This window comes from Rhizobium sp. R339 (genome assembly GCF_002211395.1).
In the GTDB taxonomy this organism is placed as follows: Bacteria; Pseudomonadota; Alphaproteobacteria; order Rhizobiales; family Rhizobiaceae; genus Rhizobium.
In genome coordinates this window covers 19390-38334 of record NZ_LOKV01000015.1, presented here as the reverse complement: position 1 = coordinate 38334, position 18945 = coordinate 19390, and the positions used below count along the sequence as shown (strand labels likewise).

Annotated in this window: 17 protein-coding genes and 1 pseudogene; 11 read left to right on the top strand and 7 right to left on the bottom strand. The window is 61.6% G+C overall.

From position 1 onward, the window contains the following. The 6 genes and pseudogenes from ATY76_RS18845 to ATY76_RS18820 form a co-directional block, all read right to left on the bottom strand. Positions 1–244: pseudogene (locus ATY76_RS18845) on the bottom strand (hypothetical protein); the annotation flags it as partial. 96 nt (positions 245–340) lie between these two features. Further along, on the bottom strand, positions 341–1513 hold the full coding sequence (locus ATY76_RS18840; protein ID WP_190233693.1) for an ABC transporter permease: 1173 nt from the start codon (positions 1511–1513) through the stop codon (positions 341–343). Next, positions 1513–2511 carry an ABC transporter permease gene (locus ATY76_RS18835; RefSeq protein ID WP_088676267.1) on the bottom strand — a complete coding sequence of 333 codons (999 nt, stop codon included), beginning with the start codon at positions 2509–2511 and terminating at the stop codon, positions 1513–1515. The genes ATY76_RS18840 and ATY76_RS18835 overlap by 1 nt, the downstream gene beginning before the upstream one ends. A gap of 3 nt (positions 2512–2514) precedes the next feature. Beyond that, positions 2515–4422, bottom strand: coding sequence for an ABC transporter substrate-binding protein (locus ATY76_RS18830; protein ID WP_088676266.1), 1908 nt, complete (start codon positions 4420–4422; stop codon positions 2515–2517). Next, a complete protein-coding gene (locus ATY76_RS18825; protein ID WP_088676265.1) occupies positions 4422–6311 on the bottom strand; it encodes an ABC transporter ATP-binding protein in 1890 nt (629 codons plus the stop codon). The genes ATY76_RS18830 and ATY76_RS18825 overlap by 1 nt, the downstream gene beginning before the upstream one ends. Before the next feature lie 153 nt (positions 6312–6464). Continuing rightward, positions 6465–7808, bottom strand: a complete 1344-nt coding sequence (locus ATY76_RS18820; protein ID WP_088676264.1) for an adenylate/guanylate cyclase domain-containing protein — start codon at positions 7806–7808, stop codon at positions 6465–6467. 442 nt (positions 7809–8250) lie between these two features. Here ATY76_RS18820 and ATY76_RS18815 point away from each other — a divergent pair, with 442 nt between their 5' ends. The 3 genes from ATY76_RS18815 to ATY76_RS18805 all read left to right on the top strand — a co-directional run bounded on the left by ATY76_RS18815 (position 8251) and on the right by ATY76_RS18805 (position 10194). After that, positions 8251–9588, top strand: coding sequence for a nucleotide sugar dehydrogenase (locus ATY76_RS18815; RefSeq protein WP_088676263.1), 1338 nt, complete (start codon positions 8251–8253; stop codon positions 9586–9588). 80 nt (positions 9589–9668) lie between these two features. Next, positions 9669–9920 (top strand): type II toxin-antitoxin system prevent-host-death family antitoxin, encoded by a 252-nt coding sequence (locus ATY76_RS18810; protein WP_088676262.1) that lies wholly within the window; start codon positions 9669–9671, stop codon positions 9918–9920. Position 9921: 1 nt separating this feature from the next. Continuing rightward, a complete protein-coding gene (locus ATY76_RS18805; protein ID WP_088676261.1) occupies positions 9922–10194 on the top strand; it encodes a Txe/YoeB family addiction module toxin in 273 nt (90 codons plus the stop codon). Between the two features lie 35 nt (positions 10195–10229). On the opposite strand, the gene ATY76_RS18800 is transcribed toward ATY76_RS18805, so the two are convergent. After that, positions 10230–11399: a DUF3095 domain-containing protein gene (locus ATY76_RS18800; RefSeq protein WP_088676260.1), complete on the bottom strand. Its 1170-nt coding sequence runs from the start codon at positions 11397–11399 to the stop codon at positions 10230–10232. A gap of 122 nt (positions 11400–11521) precedes the next feature. On the opposite strand from ATY76_RS18800, the gene ATY76_RS18795 reads away from it, so the two are divergent. From ATY76_RS18795 to ATY76_RS18760, 8 genes are all read left to right on the top strand, one after another. After that, positions 11522–12001, top strand: coding sequence for a class I SAM-dependent methyltransferase (locus ATY76_RS18795; RefSeq protein WP_088676259.1), 480 nt, complete (start codon positions 11522–11524; stop codon positions 11999–12001). Positions 12002–12248: 247 nt separating this feature from the next. Then, complete coding sequence (locus ATY76_RS18790) at positions 12249–12680, top strand: DUF805 domain-containing protein (protein WP_088676271.1); 432 nt, start codon at positions 12249–12251, stop codon at positions 12678–12680. 3 nt (positions 12681–12683) lie between these two features. Further along, on the top strand, positions 12684–13439 hold the full coding sequence (locus ATY76_RS18785; RefSeq protein WP_088676258.1) for a hypothetical protein: 756 nt from the start codon (positions 12684–12686) through the stop codon (positions 13437–13439). After that, positions 13432–14706, top strand: coding sequence for a hypothetical protein (locus ATY76_RS18780; RefSeq protein WP_088676257.1), 1275 nt, complete (start codon positions 13432–13434; stop codon positions 14704–14706). The genes ATY76_RS18785 and ATY76_RS18780 overlap by 8 nt, the downstream gene beginning before the upstream one ends. Further along, positions 14693–15649, top strand: coding sequence for a MoxR family ATPase (locus ATY76_RS18775; protein ID WP_088676256.1), 957 nt, complete (start codon positions 14693–14695; stop codon positions 15647–15649). Before ATY76_RS18780 ends, ATY76_RS18775 begins: the two co-directional genes overlap by 14 nt. Continuing rightward, positions 15650–16969: a DUF58 domain-containing protein gene (locus ATY76_RS18770; protein WP_088676255.1), complete on the top strand. Its 1320-nt coding sequence runs from the start codon at positions 15650–15652 to the stop codon at positions 16967–16969. Continuing rightward, complete coding sequence (locus tag ATY76_RS18765; RefSeq protein ID WP_088676254.1) at positions 16969–18045, top strand: stage II sporulation protein M; 1077 nt, start codon at positions 16969–16971, stop codon at positions 18043–18045. The genes ATY76_RS18770 and ATY76_RS18765 overlap by 1 nt, the downstream gene beginning before the upstream one ends. Further along, positions 18042–18941 (top strand): RDD family protein, encoded by a 900-nt coding sequence (locus tag ATY76_RS18760; protein ID WP_088676253.1) that lies wholly within the window; start codon positions 18042–18044, stop codon positions 18939–18941. The genes ATY76_RS18765 and ATY76_RS18760 overlap by 4 nt, the downstream gene beginning before the upstream one ends. Positions 18942–18945 lie beyond the last annotated feature (4 nt).

Genomic DNA, 18945 nt, shown 5'->3' with positions numbered 1-18945 from the left:
GGCTGGCGAGCGACGTATATTCGCCGTTGCGCAGCTTGATGACGCTCGGGATCTTCACGAAGTCGACGCGGGCGCGGTAGTCGAAGGCGCCGGCGATCGTGGCACCCGAAATGATCAGGATATTGAGACCGCGATAATCCTCCACCAGCGCGTGGGCGATGGTGCGACAGCGGCGCAGGTGACCGAGCCCGAAGGTGTCGTGGCTGTACATGAGGATGCGCGCATCTTCGAGACGTCTGGCCATAGGCGTTCCCTCTGGGGTGAACAACATAGTTAGCACCCCCGCCGTCCGGAGGCCACGAGGCGGGGGCGGTGCCGGAAGGCGCCGCCGAGCGTTCCGCTATTTGTAGGGATCTGCCGCATCACGCAAGCCGTCTCCCAGAAAGTTGAACGCCAAAATGACAAGAACAACAGGAATGATCGGAAAGAGCAGCCAAGGATAGAAGGCGATGACACTGACGCTTTTTGCTTCGGTCAGCAGGATGCCCCAACTGGTGATCGGTGGGCGAAGACCGAGGCCGAGGAAGGACAGCGCAGTCTCGCCGAGAATCATGCCGGGGATCGAAATCGTCGCCGAAGCAATGAGATGCGACATGAAACCCGGCACCAGATGCCGGCCGATGATGCGCGGCGTGCTGGCGCCCATCAGCTGTGCGGCCTGCACGTAATCCTCCTCGCGCAGTGCCAGCAGCTTGGAACGCACGGCGCGGGCAAGACCCGTCCAGTCGATGATCCCGAGGATGACCGTTATGCCGAAATAGATGACGATGGGACTCCATGTCACCGGCATGATGGCGGCCAGCGCCATCCACAGCGGCAGGCTCGGCAGCGACTGCAGCACCTCGATCAGGCGCTGGACGATGAGATCGAAAATTCCGCCCCAATAACCGGCAAGGCCGCCGATGACGATGCCGAGCACGAAGCTGATCGCAATGCCGATGAGGCCGATCGTCAGCGAAATCCGCGCGCCGTAGAGGATGCGCGAGAGGACGTCACGGCCGAGCCGGTCGGTGCCGAGCAGGAACATCTGGCCGCCGATCGCCGGGCAGACGAGGTGATAGTTCGAGGTGACGAGGCCCCAGAATTTATAGGAATCGCCACGGCAGAAGAAGCGGATCGGCTGCACGTCGTTCGGCCGGTCGGTATAGACGCGATGCAGCGTGTCGAGATCGAGCGTCATGCTGCGGCCATAGACGAAGGGACCGACGAAGCTGCCCTTGTCGAAGAAATGGACGCGCTGCGGCGGCGCATGAATGAAATCGACGTTGCGTGTATGCAGGCCGTAGGGCGCCAGGAACTCGACGATCAGGATCATCAGATAAACGACGGCGAGAAAGATGCCGGAGATCAAGGCCAGCTTGTGCTGCTTGAACTTCCACCACATCAGCCGCTTCTGCGAGGCGAGATGGATGCGCGATTGCGCCGCCGTCATGCTTTCGGTCGCGTGCGGATCGAAAGGCGCGGTCGAGACGTAGTGAGGCAGCGGCGCGCCGGGTGCGGGAAGGGGCGACATTATTTGGTGCTCCTGCCTTGCAGACGGATGCGGGGATCAAGGAAGCCGAGCGCGATGTCCGAGATCAGCACGCCGATGACGTTGAGGAACGCGAGGAACATCAGGAAAGAGCCGGCGAGATACATATCCTGGCTCTGCAGCGCCTTGATGAGCATCGGGCCCGTCGTCTCCAGCGACAGCACGATGGCGACGATCTCGGCGCCCGAAATGATCGACGGCAGGATCGAGCCGATATCGGCGACGAAGAAGTTGAGCGCCATGCGCAGCGGATATTTGACCAGCGCCCGCATTGGATGCAGGCCCTTGGCGCGGGCGGTCGTCACATACTGCTTCTGCATCTCGTCGAGCAGGTTGGCGCGCAGCCGCCGGATCATGCCGGCCGTTCCGGCGGTGCCGACGATGATGACAGGAATCCAGAGATGGGCGAGGATCGACTTCGCTTTTTCCCAGCTCATCGGCGCGTTGAGATATTGCTGGTCCATCAGGTGGCCGATCGAGAGCCCGAACCAGACATTGGCGAAATACATCAGGATCAGCGCCAGCATGAAGTTCGGAATGGCGATGCCGAGCAGCCCGAAGAAAGTCAGCCCGTAATCGCCCCAGCTATACTGATGCGTGGCCGAATAGATGCCGATTGGAAAGGCGATCAGCCAGGTGAGCAGGATCGTCGTGAAGGAGACCAGGATGGTCAACCACAGGCGATCGCCGACGACGTCGGAAACCGGCAGCTGATATTCGAAGGAATAGCCGAAATCGCCGTGCAGCATGCCGCCGACCCAGTAGAAATAGCGCACGATCTCCGGCTTGTCGAAGCCGTATTGCTGGCGCATCTCCTCGATTTCCTGGAGGTTGGCGGTCTCGCCGGAGGCGCGCAGCTCGGCGATCTGGCTCTCGAAGAAGTCGCCGGGCGGCAGCTCGATGATGGTGAAAACCAGCGCCGAAATGACGAAGAGCGTCGGCACCATGGCGGCGATGCGCCAGAGAATGTATCTGAGCACGCCTCAGGCCTCCTTGTACCAGAATGCATCGGGCATGTAGACGCCGAGATAGGAGGTGGGATCGAAGCCGTAGAGCGCTTTCGCCGGCAGGTTCTGCAGCTTGGCGGCGCGAAGGATCGGCTGCAGCGTGCTGTTGATCAGGCCGATCGAGAACACCTGCTGCGTATAGAGCGACAGCATCTTGTGCCAGATCACCTGGCGCTCCTCGAATTTCGCCGTCGAGCCCCATTGCTTGAGAAGATCGACCAGTTCGGCCGCCTCCGGCAGATCGGGTGCTGCGCCTTCCTGGCCCGCGGAGAGGTAATGCATGCCCCAGAGCGGCCATTGCAGCTGATCGTCGAGCGTCGGCGCGAGCCCGGAGGGCGACATGTCGGCGGTCGGCACGCCGTTGTCGAGGCCATACCAGATCGACATCATGATCGTGCCGCTCATGGCGCGGTTGCGGAAGACGTCGCGCTGCGAGGTGCGAGTATAGAGCGCCAGGCCGACATTGGCCCAGTGATCGTGCACGAGCTCCAGCACGTCGGTATCGAGATTGCTCTCGCCGGCGGTTTCGACGGTGATCTCGGCGCGCCGCCCGTCGGGCAGCAGCCGGATGCCGTCATCGCCGCGCCTGGTCAGGCCGAGTTCGTCGAGCAGCCGGTTAGCCTCCTCCTGATCGAACTTCACATAGGCGTCGGCATATTCCTGCTTGAAGAGCGGGCTGTCGGGCAGGACGGTATCGGCGCTCGGTGTGCCGAGACCATAGAACGCGACCATGTTGATCTCATGCCGATCGATCGCCAGAGACAAAGCGCGCCGCATGCGCACGTCGCGGAAGAGGCCACGCCACACTTCGTCGGCGCAGTTGAGGTTCGGCAGCAAGGTGATGCGCGAACCGCGCGCGAGCTTCCAGAGGTCGACCTTGACGGGGAAGCGCTTCTCCGCCTCCTTCAGGAAGGTGTAATCGTTGAAATCGATCCCTGTCGCCTGCAGGTCGGCTTCTCCCGCACCGGCCTTGGCGGCGATGATCGACGAAGAAGAAACGTTGAGAACGAAACGGTCGAGATAGGGAAGCTGCCTGCCGTTCTCGTCGACGCGGTGGAAGAAGGGATTGCGCTCGAAGACGAATTGTTCGGCCGGCAGCGCCGTCGTATTGCGCCAGGGATCCAGCGTCGGCAGGTTCGGATTTTCGGGGCGGTAGGAGCGCGCCATCTTGATGTGCAGATCCTGCCACTTCTTGACGCGGTAGGTCTTCATCATCTGTTCCATCTTCGCCTCGTCCGGCTGGAACTTCTTGTGAAACTGCTTGAGGTAATGCCCCGGTCCGAAGATGACGAGCGGTTGCGGGCCCGCCAGGCTCGGCAGGAACATCGGGTTGGGCTTTTCCCAGCTATAGCGCACGGTCAGCGGATCGAGCATCTCGAAGCGCGGCAGGTTGCCGTGCGGGCGCAACTCCAGCGCACCGCCGCCGGGAGTCAGCTTGTCATTCAGGATGACGTCTTCCCACCAGTAGCGGAAATCGTCGGCCGTGAACGGTTCTCCGTCGGACCATTTATGGCCCTCGCGAAGTGTGAAGGTGAAGACCGTGTCGTCCTCGGACCGGAAATCGGCGAGGATATCAGGCTGGAATTGCAGGTGCTTGTCATAGCCGATCAGGCGGGAATAGCCGTAGATCGTCATGAAGCGGATGTCGCGCTGACTACCGATGATGGTGCGCACCGTGCCGCCATAGGCGCCGGGGGCAAGTCCCATCTCCGTCAGGTTGACGACACGCGGGCGCAGCGGAATGCGCTCGGCCATCGGAGGCAGGCCGCCGGCGGCGAGCCGCTCCTTCAGGAATTCCGGCTCGCCGATCTGCTCGGCGCGAAGCACGGCAGGTGCGATTGCCGCACCGACGAGGCCGCCGAGGAAGGTGCGACGCGTCACCATCAGCGCAACTCCCTGATATCGGCGCCCTTGCGGGCGCGCACCAGATGGCCGTCGCCAAGGTCGGCATAGGCGAGTTCGGCGGCGTCATCATGCTCGGCGGTGAACGTCTTGCCCCAATTCTGCTTGTCGGCGGCGCCGTTTTCCCGGAGCGCCTTGAAATCGAGCGGCCGGTCGAGATCGGGGAAGGGCACGGCGGCGAGCAGCGATTTCGTATAGGGATGCACCGGATCGCGCAGGATGATTTCGCGCGGCGCGATCTCGACGATGCGGCCCTTGCACATGACAGCGATGCGGTCGGCCATATAATCGACCACGGCGAGGTTGTGCGAAATGAAGAGATAGGTAAGCCCCAGCTCTTTCTGCAGGTCCTTCAGCAAGTTGAGGATCTGCGCCTGAACCGAGACGTCGAGGGCCGAGACCGGCTCATCGAGAATGACGAGCTTCGGGCCCAGCGCCAGTGCGCGCGCGATGCCGATGCGCTGGCGCTGGCCACCCGAGAAACTGTGCGGGTAGCGGCTGAGATAACGCTTGTCGAGGCCGATCGCTCCCATCAGTCCCTCGACCTTGCGCTTGCGCTCGTCGCTGTCGCCGCGGTCGTGGATTTCGAGAGGTTCGCTCAGGATGTTGCGCACCGTCATGCGCGGCGAGAGCGAGGAGACCGGATCCTGGAAGACCATCTGGATCTTGGTGCGCATGTCCTGGAGTTCCGCACCCTTGACGGAGAGGACGTCGATCACATCCTTGCCGTCGTTGAATACCACCGCGCCGGTATCCGGCGTGACCGCGCGCATCAGGATCTTGCTGAGCGTCGTCTTGCCGCAGCCGGATTCGCCGACCAGCCCGAGACATTCGCCGCGGCGGATGTCGAAGCTGACATCGTCGACCGCGTGCACGACGGTGGCTTCCTGCCTGCCGAGGAAACTGCGCTTGCGCGTCTTGTAGGTCTTGGAAAGATTGGCGACCGAAAGCAGCACGCCGGGCGCTTCCGCCTGGACGGGTTTCTTCTTGCCGACGAGAGTCTCGAGATTCACCGGCACGTCGCGCAGCGCCTTCAGGCGTTCGCCGGGCTTCATGTCGAAATGCGGTACGGCGGCCATCAGGCCCTTGAGATAGGGGTGCTGCGGATTGCGGAAGATGGCGTCGACCGGCCCAGCCTCCATGATCTCGCCGTGATAGATGACGACCACCTCGTCGGCCATGTTGGCGACGATGCCGAGATCGTGGGTGATGAGCAGCATCGCCATGCCGAGCTTGGATTGCAGGTCGCGCAACAGCTCGAGGATCTGCGCCTGGATCGTCACGTCGAGCGCCGTCGTCGGCTCGTCCGCGATCAGGAGCGCCGGCTTGCAGATCAGCGCCATGGCGATCATCGCGCGTTGGCGCATGCCGCCCGACAGTTCGAACGGATACATGTCGTAGGTACGGTGCGGATTGGAGAAACCGACGAGGCCGAGCATCTCCTCGGTCCTGTCGTGCGCTTCTTCCTTGTCGACCTCCGTATGGATCAGCAGCGCTTCGCTGATCTGGTTGCCGACCGTATGCAGCGGCGAGAGCGAGGTCATCGGCTCCTGGAAGATCGTCGCCATGCGCCGGCCGCGCAGATCGCGCATCTCTTCGCTGTCGCGCGGCAGCGACAGGATATCGGTCGCGCTGCCGTCGAGCGGGTCGGTGAAGAGGATACGGCCGGAGGCCTTGGCCGGATTGGGCAGGATGCCCATGACGGCCTGGCTGATCACCGATTTGCCGGAGCCGGATTCGCCGACGAGAGCGGTAACCTTACCCGGAAGGATGCGGAGATTGGCTTCCTTTACGACACGGAGCCGGTCGCCGAAAACCGAGAAGGAGACGTCGAGGTTCTCAATACGCAACAGATCGGCAGCAGACGCCATACCAATGAAATTCCCCAGTCTTCTATGTTCCCGTTAAGGCACACTATCGTACCGCAAACGGGGTGTCTAGTTGATGACAATCGCAGGGGAAACCGCCGCGTTCCGCCGAAGTTCCCGGGGCGGAGCGCGCTCATTTGGCAGGAGTTGCAGCTTTTACTGGATGAACTTCTCCATAGTTGTACGGCCGACCTGTTTCTTGGCGTCGCGATGCAGGAGAATGACCTGCTCCGCTTCGGAAAGTCCATTCTGTCCGGCCTCGCGGAAGCTCTCGTCGGCGCTGATCTCGGGAGCCGGCGCGCGTGGCTGCAGCACCGTCACCTTCTGACGGATGCCGCGGAGCTTTTCCTCGCCGAGCGTCGTCCATTCGCCGCCGCAATAGCCGGCGAAGGCCTGGCTGGCGACGACCTCGCGGCCGTATTTCTTGGTCAGGATCTGCAGGCGCTGGACCTCGTTGACCGCCGAGCCGAAGGCGGAGAAGGTCAGGCGGTCCTTGAGCCCGACATTGCCGAACATGACGTTGCCGACATGCAGCCCGATGCCGTAGCCGATCCTGGAGAGGCCTTTCTGCTCGCGGTCCCTGTTGAGCTCGGCGACCCGCGCCTGCGCCTGATGGACGGCCGAAAGAGCCGCTTCGCAGGCGATCTTGGAAGGGTCCTTATGGCGTCCGCAGGGATAGACGGCGAGGAAGCCGTCGCCGAGGAAGCTCAAAATCTCGCCGCCATTGCGGTTGAAGGGGGCGGCAATCGCGTCGAAGAACTGGTTCAGCGTGTCGATATAGGCCTGCCTGCCTTCCTTTTCGGCATACATGGTGGATTCGCGCATGTCGCCCATGACCAGGGCCGCGCGGATCGTCTCGCCGTCGCCGCGGCGGATCTGGCCGTTCAGCACCCGCTTGCCGGCGTCGCCGCCGAGATAGGTGGTCAGCATGTTGTTGGCGAGCTTGCCAAGCACCGCCATTTTGGCAGCGACCGCCAAATGGTCCTGCATCCGCAGCAACGCGTCGATCATGTCGTCGGAAAAGCCGTTGTGGTGGTCCGTCGACCAGGAGCCCATCATGCCCTGCACCGAACCGTCGCCGAAAGGCTGCACGAAGGCGAGGTAGTCGGTGATTGCGTCCTTGCGCAGATCCTCGAAGATCGGGAATTCATTCGGCCCCTCCTGCATCAGCCGGCGGCGAATGTGCTGCAGGTTGTTGTCGAGCAGATAATAATAGGGGCTCTGCAGGAAACGATCCGGCTTCTGGCCGGCGGGCATGCGGAAGCCTTCGATGGTGACGCCGCTGGCGCGCCGCCAGGTGAAGCTCAAGGCATCGTAGAGCGGGTGAAGCATCGAAAAACTGAGATGGACGCGCGCGATCGGCAGGCCCGCCGCAGCAATCCTCTCGCAGAAACCGCGCACGATGTTTTCGAGATCGTCACCTGCCAGCGAAGAGTTCGTCAGCCATTCGGCGACCCGGTCCAACAGGATGGAGGACACGCTGGATTCGATCGTGCTCATTCTCGGTATGATCCTCATAAAGCACGCCATCCCCAAGAACCAAAAATTCCTCTGCCGGCACATTTTCATGCGCAGGGCATAAGGAAATCAGGATGTACGAGCGGTATTATTGTGTCAACGATCTGCCGGAAGCCCGGCAGCGGCACCCCTCAGCTCCCCGGTCGGAGATCGGACGGGCAGTCCTTTCATGGCGGTTTATTATCAAAAGTCAAAATAGGGATGCTGCAGATGCGAAACAATGGGAGCCGGATTTTTTTGTGCTTTAAAGTTGCAGCAAAGGACGGCGCCGGGGCATTTTCGCCACGCCCGGCTAACGGATTGGAAGAGGGGGCTTCGTCGCCAACCGGCGGTATGCCGCCAGGGAGAAGAGGACCCCGGGTTTAATTCACCGCGATCATGCATTAGATCAGCCTCCTGAATGTCCCATTTGAAAGATCCCGCCTTGGCCACCTCCACCTTCGATACGCTTTTGCAGAAGATCGAAACTCGCGCGGCGCGCGCCGGCATCATCGGGCTCGGCTATGTCGGCCTGCCGCTGGCGATGGCTGTGGCGCGCAGCGGTTTTGCAGTGATCGGCTTCGACATCGACCCTTCCAAGATGGTGGCTCTCGATGCCCGCCGCTCCTATATCGATGCTGTCAGCAATGAGGCGCTTACCGCCGAGATCGATGCGGGCCGCTTCCAGGCGACCACTGATTTCGCCGGTCTTGCCGCCTGCGACGTCATCATCATCTGCGTGCCGACGCCGCTCACCAAACATCGCGATCCCGACCTTTCCTTCATCGAGGCGACGTCGCGCTCGATCGCCGCGCATCTGCGCCCCGGTCAGCTCATCGCATTGGAATCGACCACCTATCCCGGCACGACCGATGACGTGGTCAAGGTCATTCTCGAAGCCACTGGCCTGAAATCCGGCTCGGACTTCTTCGTCGGCTTCTCGCCCGAGCGCGAGGATCCCGGCAACCAGTACTATCACACCGCCACGATACCGAAGGTCGTCGCCGGCGACGGTGCGCAGGCGCTGGCGCTGATGAAGGCTTTTTACGGTGCTGCGGTCTCGACCGTCGTGCCGGTCTCCTCGAATGCGACGGCCGAGGCGGTGAAGCTGACCGAAAACATCTTCCGTTCGGTCAATATCGCCCTCGTCAACGAGCTGAAGACCGTCTATGCGGCCATGGGCATCGATGTCTGGGAAGTGATCGACGCGGCCAAGACCAAGCCCTTCGGCTATATGCCCTTCTATCCAGGCCCCGGCCTCGGCGGCCACTGCATCCCGATCGATCCCTTCTATCTCACCTGGAAATCGCGCGAATACGAGCTGCCGACCCGCTTTATCGAGCTCGCCGGCGAGATCAATTCGGCGATGCCGCGCTATGTCGTCGGCAAGCTCGCCGAAGCGCTCGACATCCGCGCCGGCAAGGCCCTGAGCCGCAGCAAGGTGCTGGTGCTCGGGCTCGCCTACAAGAAGAACGTCGCCGATATAAGAGAAAGCCCGTCGCTGCGGCTGATCGAGATCATCGAGGAACGCGGCGGCCGCGCGGATTATCACGATCCCTTCGTGGCCGAGATCCCGCCGACGCGCGAACATCAGGCGCTGAAGGGCCGCAGATCGGTGGCGCTGACGCCGGAGGCGATAGGCGGTTACGATGCGGTGCTGGTCGCGACCGACCATGACAAGGTCGATTATGCGGCGCTTTCGAAGACTGCTTCGCTCATCATCGACACGCGCAACGTTTTCAACCGGCTCGGCCTCTCGGCCGATCACGTCATCAAGGCGTAGTCGAAAGGTGACCGCGTATTTGACTTTTCAAGAAATATGTACATATATCCGTACATTCGTTAATTGAGAAAGAATGCTCGATGGCACACGTTCGTTTGACGGAGTTCCGGCAGAACATCGCGACCTATTTTGATCAGGTCCTGTCTTCTCGGGCTCCTCTGCTCGTAACCCGTCAAGGTTCTGAAGCAATGGTCTTAATTGCCGAAAGCGAGTACGAGAGTATGCAAGAAACGCTGCACCTGCTCTCGACGCCTGTGAATGCTACCCGGCTGCGCGAAAGTATTGGACAGCTTCGTGAGGGCCGAGTGATAGAGAGCGACCCAACTCGCTGACATGAAGCTGCTATGGACCCCGATTTCCTGGGAAGAATACGAATACTGGCAGAAAACCGACCGGAAGATGGTCGAGAAAATCAATGAATTGCTCAGGGATGCAAAGAGGTCGCCTTTTAAAGGTCTTGGCAAGCCAGAGCCGCTGAAGGGCGATCTATCCGGATTTTGGTCGCGGCGCATCCTCGGAGAGCATCGGCTTGTATATTGTGTAACAGGCAAGGGTTCCAGCCAGCAGTTGGAAATCATCCAGTGCCGATTTCATTATGAAAAATAAGCTTCCGCGCATTGCAGGTGGCGCCACGATCTATGTTACAGCGGTGCTATCGAAAGCGACTTGCCGGTCATCCGGCTGGCGGCTACGGCATAGCCGCCGGCTGCACCGTCGATGAAATGCATGTGGTCGCGTGAAATCGGCGTCGGCACGAAGCAGGTCATCAGCGCCGAGGACTGCCGGTGCAGGCCGTAGCGGGCAACGCCTTTCGCCCGCGCCTCTTCGAGCAGCGCCTCGATCCGATTGAGGTGTGCGGCGTCGACGTCAACGGTCATTTTCAGCCCGTCGTCGAATTTGCGGAAATCGGAATTGCCGGCGACGTCACCCTTGTAGCGGCGTGCATCGAAGCGGCCGAGCGGGATGCCGAGCCTGAAGCACACCACGGTAATGGCGAGCTGCAGGAAGATGATGAACTTCTGCCGCAGCCGCCGGCCGGCCGGCGCAGTGGCTTTGGCCTCACGATTGATGCCGTGCAGCGAGAAGGCAAGATCCGGCCCGTCCGCCGGCACGGGATGGCTGTCGCGGTTCTGCTCGGTGGTGATGGCGACGATGCCGTTGACGAGATCGCGGAATTCCTGTCCCGGCCGGCCTTCGCCGGGCACGGCGATGATCGAGACGATCTCGCCGTTGCGCGCATCGATCGGGCTCCAGCGGCAGGAAAGCCCGGTCAGATCGGGCCGCGTTCCGGGTTCCGCGCGCTCGACGCCGTAATGGCCGAGCTTCATCTGTCTTTCGGCCCAGCTCGTGCCGCCGCCCCAGAACATCGCATAGGTGACGTGGGGGCTTGCGGAATAACGCGCGACGCGAACGTCGAGACCCTGCGCACGGGTATCGGCCACGGGAACGATGGCGATGCGCAACGTCAGGCCCAGATCCTCCTCGACCCAGACCTGTACGGCGGCGAGCGCCTTGCGCGCCGTCTTCTCCAGCGAACCAGGCAGTGCGATCAGCGCGCCGTCGCCGCCGAAGACGAACGGATAGTCGCGCTTGCCGACGGGATTCAATACGGCCGAGATGACGCTGGCGCCGGCCATATTGACGTCCTTGTATCGGCCGCCGGCGATCGCCTGCGTCGAGCCGACGATGTCGGCGAGCGCCAGCACCCATCCATCCGGAAGCGGCCTGTAATTGGCGGCATCGGTCACGCCCTCGAACGCGCTGAAGAGCGGCATGGCGGCAAAGAAATCTTCGTCGGTCATAGTTGTCATGTCGTTCAGCTTAGCACAGACCCATGTTGCCACTGCAACGCCAATTCCCATTTACGGCAATCGACTTGGCAAGGTTTCATGTGTAAGCACCACGGAGTATTTTCATGACGGATACGGAATAGATGAGCCGCCTCGACAGCTTCATTCGCCGGTTGACGGCTCAACGCGATATTCTGAACGCGATTATCGATCTGGTAGAAGACATCGAAGGCCCGGTGCTGGAGTTCGGCCTCGGCAACGGCCGCACCTACGACCACCTGCGCGAGAAATTTCCCGGCCGGCGCATCGTCGCCTTCGACTGGGAAGTCCGCTCCTATTCGGCCTCGACACCGGCGCCGGAAGACATGGTGACCGGAAATATCCGCGAATCCGGCCAGGCCTTCGTCGGCACCGGCGCTGCACTCGCCCATGCCGATATCGGCACGGGGCATGACGAAATCGATGCCGTGACGCTGACTTGGCTGCCGCAACTGATGGCCGGCGTGCTCGCCCGCAACGGCATCGCCGTCAGCGGCCTGCCGCTTGAGCATGCCGAGCTGGTGGCATTGCCGCTGCCTGAAGGGATCAAGGAAGGGCGGTATTTCCTCTATCGGAGAAAATGAGCAATACTCCAGGCGTTTTCCACGTCGGTCGTTTTGGCCGTCCGGACGCACTAAAACCTCGAATGGACGTAAGGGCGTAATGACGAAACGCCTTAACTAATAAGCAGCTCTAAATTCTGAGCTTCGATAACCGCTTATTGCAATTTTTGCGCTTAAATTGTAGCTGTTTTCTATCCGGCACGACTGTCGTGGCGAGACGATGGTGAGTCGTCGGCGCGCTTGCAGCAAGCATAGATGGGGCATGGGTATGGGGTTTACTGAAGCTGTTCGGACGGTTCTAACGCAGAAATACGTCACCTTCTCCGGCAGGGCATCTCGCTCGGAATATTGGTGGTTTCAGTTGTTCAGTTGGGGGATAGGGGTCGCACTTTGGATTTTGAGCTTGTTGCTGACGCCGAACAGCGCTTCGTCAACGTCCAACCCTTTCTCGATAATCGGAGGATTGATTTCACTCGCATTCATTCTGCCACAGATAGCCCTTCAGGTTCGCCGCTTTCATGATCGCAACATTTCCGGTTGGTGGTATCTCGGACTTATCGTCGCGTGGATCATTCCTTTTGCTATTTTCATTTCGCTTATTGCGATTTTCGTGATCGATGTACTTCCGGGCACGCAGGGTCCGAACAAGTTCGGCGCGGATCCGCTGCGCCCGGAAGTCAGAGCAGAGGTCTTTGCCTAGAGCATGACCATTCGCAACGTCGGCCTGCTGGCGGCGCTATTTCTGGCCGCATGGGCGCAATTTTCGCCTGCGCAAGCGCAGGTCAGCAGTCAGCAGGTCGAAGGCGGCGATCGTCAAAGGAGCGCCGCCGGAGCCGAATATGCCTCGCAGTGCTTGCAGAATGGCCTGCGCTGCGGGCTCGTCTATGGCGACGCCTCTGAAAAGACCGAGCCGGCATCGAATACGACGTCGTCACCACCCCCGCGCAGGCCGCTGACGATCCCGCGAGAGCCGGTCATCAGCGGTCCTTTGGCCGTTGTCATCGTGTTTTTCGGTCTCATCGTGGCCATCGTGCTGTGGCTGCGTTTCGGCAATGGGGGCGTGCTGCTGTCATCGGCCCCGCGCGAGATCAAACGGCGGGGAGAAGCGCCGGAAAGCTGGCGCACGTCGGCAGCAGAGGCTGCGGAAGGAACGAGCGATTTCCTGGAACGCATTGCCGCCATGGCGGATCGAAAGCAGGCGCTCGTGCTGCTGCTCAGGCATTGCCTGCTTCACGCGGCGGATATCACGGGAACGCGCCTTTTCCGCTCGGATACGGAACGCGCCGTTTTCGCCCGCCTGCCGGCAAACTTGCCTGACCGCGATCGCCTCGAAAACCTGCTGACAGCGGTGGAACTCGTGCATTATGGCGGCCGCAGCTTTGCGGACAACCATTTCGGCGTCCTTCTCACGACCGCGCGCGGCTTGCTCTCGACAGGCAGACTGGCCGCCCATGCGTAACTCTACCCCGCTTCTGTTTCTGGGACTGCTGCTCGCGCTGGCGGCGCTGGCAATCTTCGCGCTGTCCAGAGGCAGCGATTACGACCGCTCTCCCCTCGGCAACAAGGGGCTGGAATTGTGGCTGCAAGCCAAGGGCATACCCGTCCTCCGATCCGACCCTCATGTCAGCCAGGCGCATTCGGAAGTCTCGCTGCGCATCCTTCCTTTGTCGATACGCCAAGGCGAGGCGGCTGCGCCGCAGACCGACGAGGAACTGGGTAATGTAGGCCCGGAAAATCTCATCGAAGAGGCAAGCCGATACGATCTGCCGACGCTGATCATTTTGCCGAAATGGCGCGGCAACGTGTCGACGGACGGTGTCGCCAGCAAATCGGGACTGGTCGATCTCGTCGATATCGGCCGCGAATTGGAAAAGATCGGTTATTCGGATTTCGGCTTCGCCCGCAGCGAGACGGGTTTCGAAGAGGCGCAGCTGGACCTGAAACCGGGCCAGCCGAGCAAGATCGCCCTCTATCACGCCCAGGCCTTCGAGCGCTCGAGCATGCCTGAGGGCTGCGAAGAGATCGTCGGCATGCCGCTGGGTGCGCTGCTCGTGCGTTGCGAGGACAAGCCCAACGTCTACCTGCTGTCTGATCCGGATCTCTTGAACAATCACGGCCTGGCCTTGGCCGACAATGCCTCCTTCGCCGTGTCGCTCGTCACTGTGCTGCGTGGAGCGGCCGAGACACGGCCGGTCTATCTGGATACGGCCGGGCGGCCCCTGGATGACGAGGAGCGGATTGACGAGGGTCGCACCTATGAGCGCTCCGCCTCCGATCTCAAGCGGTTTTTCGCCTATCCCCTATCGCTGATCTGGGGAACGCTGCTCGCCGTGGCGGCGATCTGCTTCTGGCGCGGCGCCTATCGTTTCGGGCCGGCTTTGCCGGAGGCATCCGCAAACACCGAAATGTCGAAAACGACCGCGATCGAAGCCACGGCGCGTCTGCTGCGCCTGTCCGGCAATGACGGGCGGATGACCGAGCAGTTCGTTCTCCATCTGCTTGCCGACAAGGCGCAACTGCTCTTTGGCCCGGGGGCCGGAAATCAGGCGGGCATAGATCGGCTGTTTCAGCGCCTGGCGCGCCGCGATCAGGCGGCGGCGCGGGCATTGCATACGTCGGCGCAGGCGCTGATCGAACGCGGACATCTGATGACGCGGGCGAACCTGCACCGCAATCTCGAGACATTCAGAAAATCGCTGGGGAGCATGGACCTTGGATCTAGGTGAATTTCGCAATCTTATCGCTGCTGTTCGCGGTGAAATCGGCAAAGCGGTGCAGGGGCAGGATGCGATCATCGATCTCGTCCTGATCTCGATCTTTGCCGGCGGGCACTGCCTCGTCGAAGGCCCTCCGGGCACGGCCAAGACCCTGCTCGCCCGCTCCGTTTCCGCCGCGATGGCGCTGCAATACCGGCGCATCCAGTTCACGCCCGACCTGATGCCTGGCGATGTCCTGGGCGTCAATCTCTTCAATTTCCAAACCAATCAGTTCCACCTGACCAAGGGGCCGGTCTTTACCGACATTCTTCTGGCCGACGAAATCAACCGCGCTCCGCCGAAAACGCAATCCGCCCTTCTGCAGGCGATGAACGAGCGGATGATCACGATCGACGGAACCGATTATTCGCTTGGACCGGATTTCTTCGTACTCGCCACGCAGAACCCGATCGAGCAGCAGGGCACGTACCCTCTGCCGGAAGCGCAGCTCGACCGCTTTCTCTTCAAGCTTATCGTCGATTTTCCCGACCGAGACACGGAAATCGCAATCCTCTCCCGACATGCGGACCAGGCGCTGAAATCGGATGTGCGCAATGCCGGCATCCGTCCGCTTGTTACGAGCGAGGCACTCGCCGCCGGGCGAGCGCTGATCGATTCCATCCATCTCGACAAGACGATCCTGACCTATGTCGTCGATCTCGTGCGCGCCACGCGTTCCGATCCCGATATTCTTTACGGCGCATCCACTCGCGCAGCCGACGCCCTCGCCTCGGCCGTGCGCGTGCGCGCGGCGTTCGAGGGGCGCGATTACGGCTTGCCGGATGATGTTCAGGCTCTGCTGGTCCCGGCATTGCGTCACCGCATCGTGCTCTCGCCTTCGGCGGAAATCGATGGCCGCACGCCGGACGAAGTGCTGCGCAACATCAAGAACCGCGTGGATGCGCCCCGTTAAATGCGGCCATCCCCATATCTGATCGCGCTCGTTCTGATCTGTGCCGCGGTGACGGTCTTCGCCAGCGTCTGGTGGCGCGACATGACCTTCCCGCTGCTGCTCGTATGGCTTGCCCTTGCAATGTTAACGGTCGCCGATCTGGTCCTATCGAACCTCTCCGGCCGGATGGCGGTCAATGTCGATCTGCCGCCGCAAGGTTTCGTCGGCCATACCACCGCATTCACCGCCGGCATCCGGCCGCAGAAGGGCGCGCTGCCCCAGAAAATCGAGATCCGGGTCGATCTCGCGCCCGAACTGGTCATCGGCGAAACCAGATGGCTGGAGCCGGCACCGGACGCGGGAGAGAAACTTCTCAAGGTCTCTCTGGACCTGCATCTGAAACGGCGCGGACAGTTTGCGGTCAACGAGCTGTGGCTGAAGTGGCCGTCGCGATTGAAGCTGCTCGAATTGATTGCGCGCATGCCGGTCGGTAAGGAAATCGCCGTTCAGCCTGATATATCGCCCGTGCTTTCAGGAGCGATCAAGACCCAGATCCTGCCGCTGGAGGCCGGCCAGAAGGATTTGCGCTTGCGTGGCGAGGGATCGGAGTTCCATCAGCTGCGGGAATTTACGAGCGGCATGGACCCGCGCAGCATCGATTGGAAGCGGTCGGCGCGCATGCGCAGCCTCGTCGTGCGTGAAATGAGAGCCGAGCGAAACCACCAGATCATCCTATGCGTCGATTCCGGGCGGCTGATGGCCGAGCAGCTCGCCGGTTTCACCAAGCTCGATCGCGCCATCAATGCCGCACTTGCCATGTGTTGGGGCGCGGGCCTTGCCGGAGATCTCGTCGGTTTCTACAGCTTCGACAGCCGCCCCCGTCTGTTCGTGCCGGCGCTGCCTGGGCGTGCGGCCTTTCCGCGGCTGCAGACGGTGTGCGCCGGGCTGCGCTACGAAACCCAGGAAACCAACCACACGCTGGGGCTGACCCATCTGTCCGGGCGCCTGAAGCGGCGTTCGCTCATTGTGATATTCTCCGATTTCGTCGATACCATCACGGCGGAGCTGATGATCGAGAACATACAGGTGCTCGCCCGGCATCATTTCGTCGTCTATGTCGCCCTGCGCGACCCGGTGCTGACGAAGCTTATCGAACCAGAGGAGACGACGCTCGATGCCGTCGCCCGCTCGGTTGCGGCGCGCCAGGTTTTGAACGAGAGGCGCGCGGTGATGGAAAAGCTGGCGCGCATGGGCGTACTCTGCCTCGACAGCACGCCGGAGGCGCTGACGTCGGATCTCATTGCGCGCTACATCGAAATCAAGTCCCGTGAGATGATATGATGGATATCGGTATCGACGGCAGAATAGATGCGGGCGCGACGGTGAATGTCGGCGCCGTCCAGAACGATACGCTCCGCTCGGCCCGTTTCCGGCTGGAGCGCGAGGCGCACTGGCGTCAGTTGGACCAACTCGTGACGCGCGCCGAGAAGGGTGGTGCTGCCGCGCTCGGCTATGACGAGGTTCGCAACCTCGCGGCCGGCTACAGGCAGGCGATGAACTCGCTGAGCGTGGCGCGCGACATTTCTCTCGATCGCGCCCTCATCGCCTATCTGGAAAGCCTCTGCGCCCGGGCCTATCTCGTCGTCTATGCGCCGCAGGAAAGCCTCGGCGGCTTGACCGCCCGCCTGCTGCTGCGGGGTATTCCGCAGGCCGTGCGCCGCTCGGCCCTGCCTCTCTTCATCGGCTTTCTGGCGCTCATTCTGGGCGCCCTCGCAGGGTATAAGCTGTGCGTAAGCGACCCGAGCTGGTTCTATACCTTCGTGCCGCCGGAGCTCGCCGATCAGCGCACCCCCGATGCATCGGCCGATTATCTGCGCTCCACGATCTACGGCGATGAAGGGCATGACAGCGACAGGCTCGCCGCATTTTCCGCCTTTCTGTTTTCCCACAACACCACCATCGTCATCCTCATCTTCACGCTCGGCATCTTCGTGTCGGTGCCGAGCTTCATGCTGACCTTCTACAATGGGCTGATCCTCGGCGCGTTTTTCGCGATGTTTGCGCGCAAGGGGCTTGGTTATGACGTCTTCGCCTGGCTCTCGATCCACGGCGTGACCGAGCTTGCGGCCATCGCCATTGCCTGTTCGGGCGGCGCGAGACTGGGCCTTGCCGTTCTCTTGCCCGGCGCGCGAACACGCAAGGAGGCCTTGCGCCACCAGGCGCATGACGCCGTGAAACTCGCGCTGCTTGCGGCATTGATGCTCGTCGTCGCAGCCTTCATCGAAGGATTCCTGCGCCAGCTGATACAGGACCCGGCCTGGCGCCTCGCCATCGGCTGGGGGATGGGCCTCTTTTGGGTCGGCTGGCTGCTGCTTGGAGGCCGCCAGGGCAAAGCTTCGCGTGAGGTGGCGCGATGAATCGAACGGACAAGGACGGCAAGCGCGTCGAGCAGTTCATTCCGCCGGAGGGCGTGCCGATCGATTTCGCCATTGCCTCGCTCGGAACCCGTTTCGGCGCGCAATTCCTCGACATGATCTTCACCGTTCTCATCGTTGGCATCATTGCTTTTTTGATCCTGTACACCGGCCTGCTGCCTGCAAGCGCGGAGGCGATGCTGACGGTGCTGCTGGGCTATCTGGTGGGGATCCCTTATTACGTTCTCTCGGAACTGATCTGGAACGGACGCACGCTCGGAAAAAGAATAACCGGCATCCGCGTCATCAACATGGACGGGCGGCGGCTCACGCCGCATCAGGTGACCGCACGCAACCTCATGAAGGAGGTGGAGATCTTTGCCCCCATGGGACTGCTGGCCTCGGTCGGCACCCAGTCTGCCTGGGAAAACGGTCTGACCAGCCTCTGGCTTCTGGTGGTCGTGGTCGTGCCCTTTACCAATCGCCGCCGGCAAAGGCTCGGCGACATCATCGCCGGCACCCTTGTCGTCGACAATCCGCGCTCGGTGCTCCTCGCCGACCTCGCCTTGTCCGCCCCTGCCGCCGCATCGTCGCAAGCAATCTTCGAATTCCTGCCGGAACATCTCGATATCTACGGCAAATATGAACTCCAGACCCTGGAGGACGTGCTTCGCGACGCCACGAAGACGTCCAACACCAAAGAGATCGTCCAGATCGTCCGAACCATCACCCGCAGGATCCGCTACGAGGAGGCCGTGAAGCCCGGCCAGGAACTCACTTTCCTCAACGAGTTCTACCGCGCCCAGCGCGAGCATCTGGAAAGCCTGAAGCTGTTCGGGACGCTGCGCGAGAACAAGTATCACGAGCATACGCGGACGGAGGCGAAAAAGCTTGTTTGAGGTG

Excerpts from the sequence above, each read along its gene's own strand:
- ATY76_RS18825 (WP_088676265.1), bottom strand. The coding sequence starts at position 6,311 with ATGGCGTCTGCTGCCGATCTGTTGCGTATTGAGAACCTCGACGTCTCC.
- ATY76_RS18820 (WP_088676264.1), bottom strand. The coding sequence starts at position 7,808 with ATGAGCACGATCGAATCCAGCGTGTCCTCCATCCTGTTGGACCGGGTC.
- ATY76_RS18760 (WP_088676253.1), top strand. The coding sequence starts at position 18,042 with ATGAATCGAACGGACAAGGACGGCAAGCGCGTCGAGCAGTTCATTCCG.
- ATY76_RS18780 (WP_088676257.1), top strand. The coding sequence starts at position 13,432 with ATGCGTAACTCTACCCCGCTTCTGTTTCTGGGACTGCTGCTCGCGCTG.
- ATY76_RS18800 (WP_088676260.1), bottom strand. The coding sequence starts at position 11,399 with ATGACAACTATGACCGACGAAGATTTCTTTGCCGCCATGCCGCTCTTC.
- ATY76_RS18765 (WP_088676254.1), top strand. The coding sequence starts at position 16,969 with ATGGATATCGGTATCGACGGCAGAATAGATGCGGGCGCGACGGTGAAT.
- ATY76_RS18805 (WP_088676261.1), top strand. The coding sequence starts at position 9,922 with ATGAAGCTGCTATGGACCCCGATTTCCTGGGAAGAATACGAATACTGG.
- ATY76_RS18790 (WP_088676271.1), top strand. The coding sequence starts at position 12,249 with ATGGGGTTTACTGAAGCTGTTCGGACGGTTCTAACGCAGAAATACGTC.
- ATY76_RS18830 (WP_088676266.1), bottom strand. The coding sequence starts at position 4,422 with ATGGTGACGCGTCGCACCTTCCTCGGCGGCCTCGTCGGTGCGGCAATC.
- ATY76_RS18810 (WP_088676262.1), top strand. The coding sequence starts at position 9,669 with ATGGCACACGTTCGTTTGACGGAGTTCCGGCAGAACATCGCGACCTAT.
- ATY76_RS18785 (WP_088676258.1), top strand. The coding sequence starts at position 12,684 with ATGACCATTCGCAACGTCGGCCTGCTGGCGGCGCTATTTCTGGCCGCA.
- ATY76_RS18770 (WP_088676255.1), top strand. The coding sequence starts at position 15,650 with ATGCGGCCATCCCCATATCTGATCGCGCTCGTTCTGATCTGTGCCGCG.
- ATY76_RS18840 (WP_190233693.1), bottom strand. The coding sequence starts at position 1,513 with ATGTCGCCCCTTCCCGCACCCGGCGCGCCGCTGCCTCACTACGTCTCG.
- ATY76_RS18795 (WP_088676259.1), top strand. The coding sequence starts at position 11,522 with ATGAGCCGCCTCGACAGCTTCATTCGCCGGTTGACGGCTCAACGCGAT.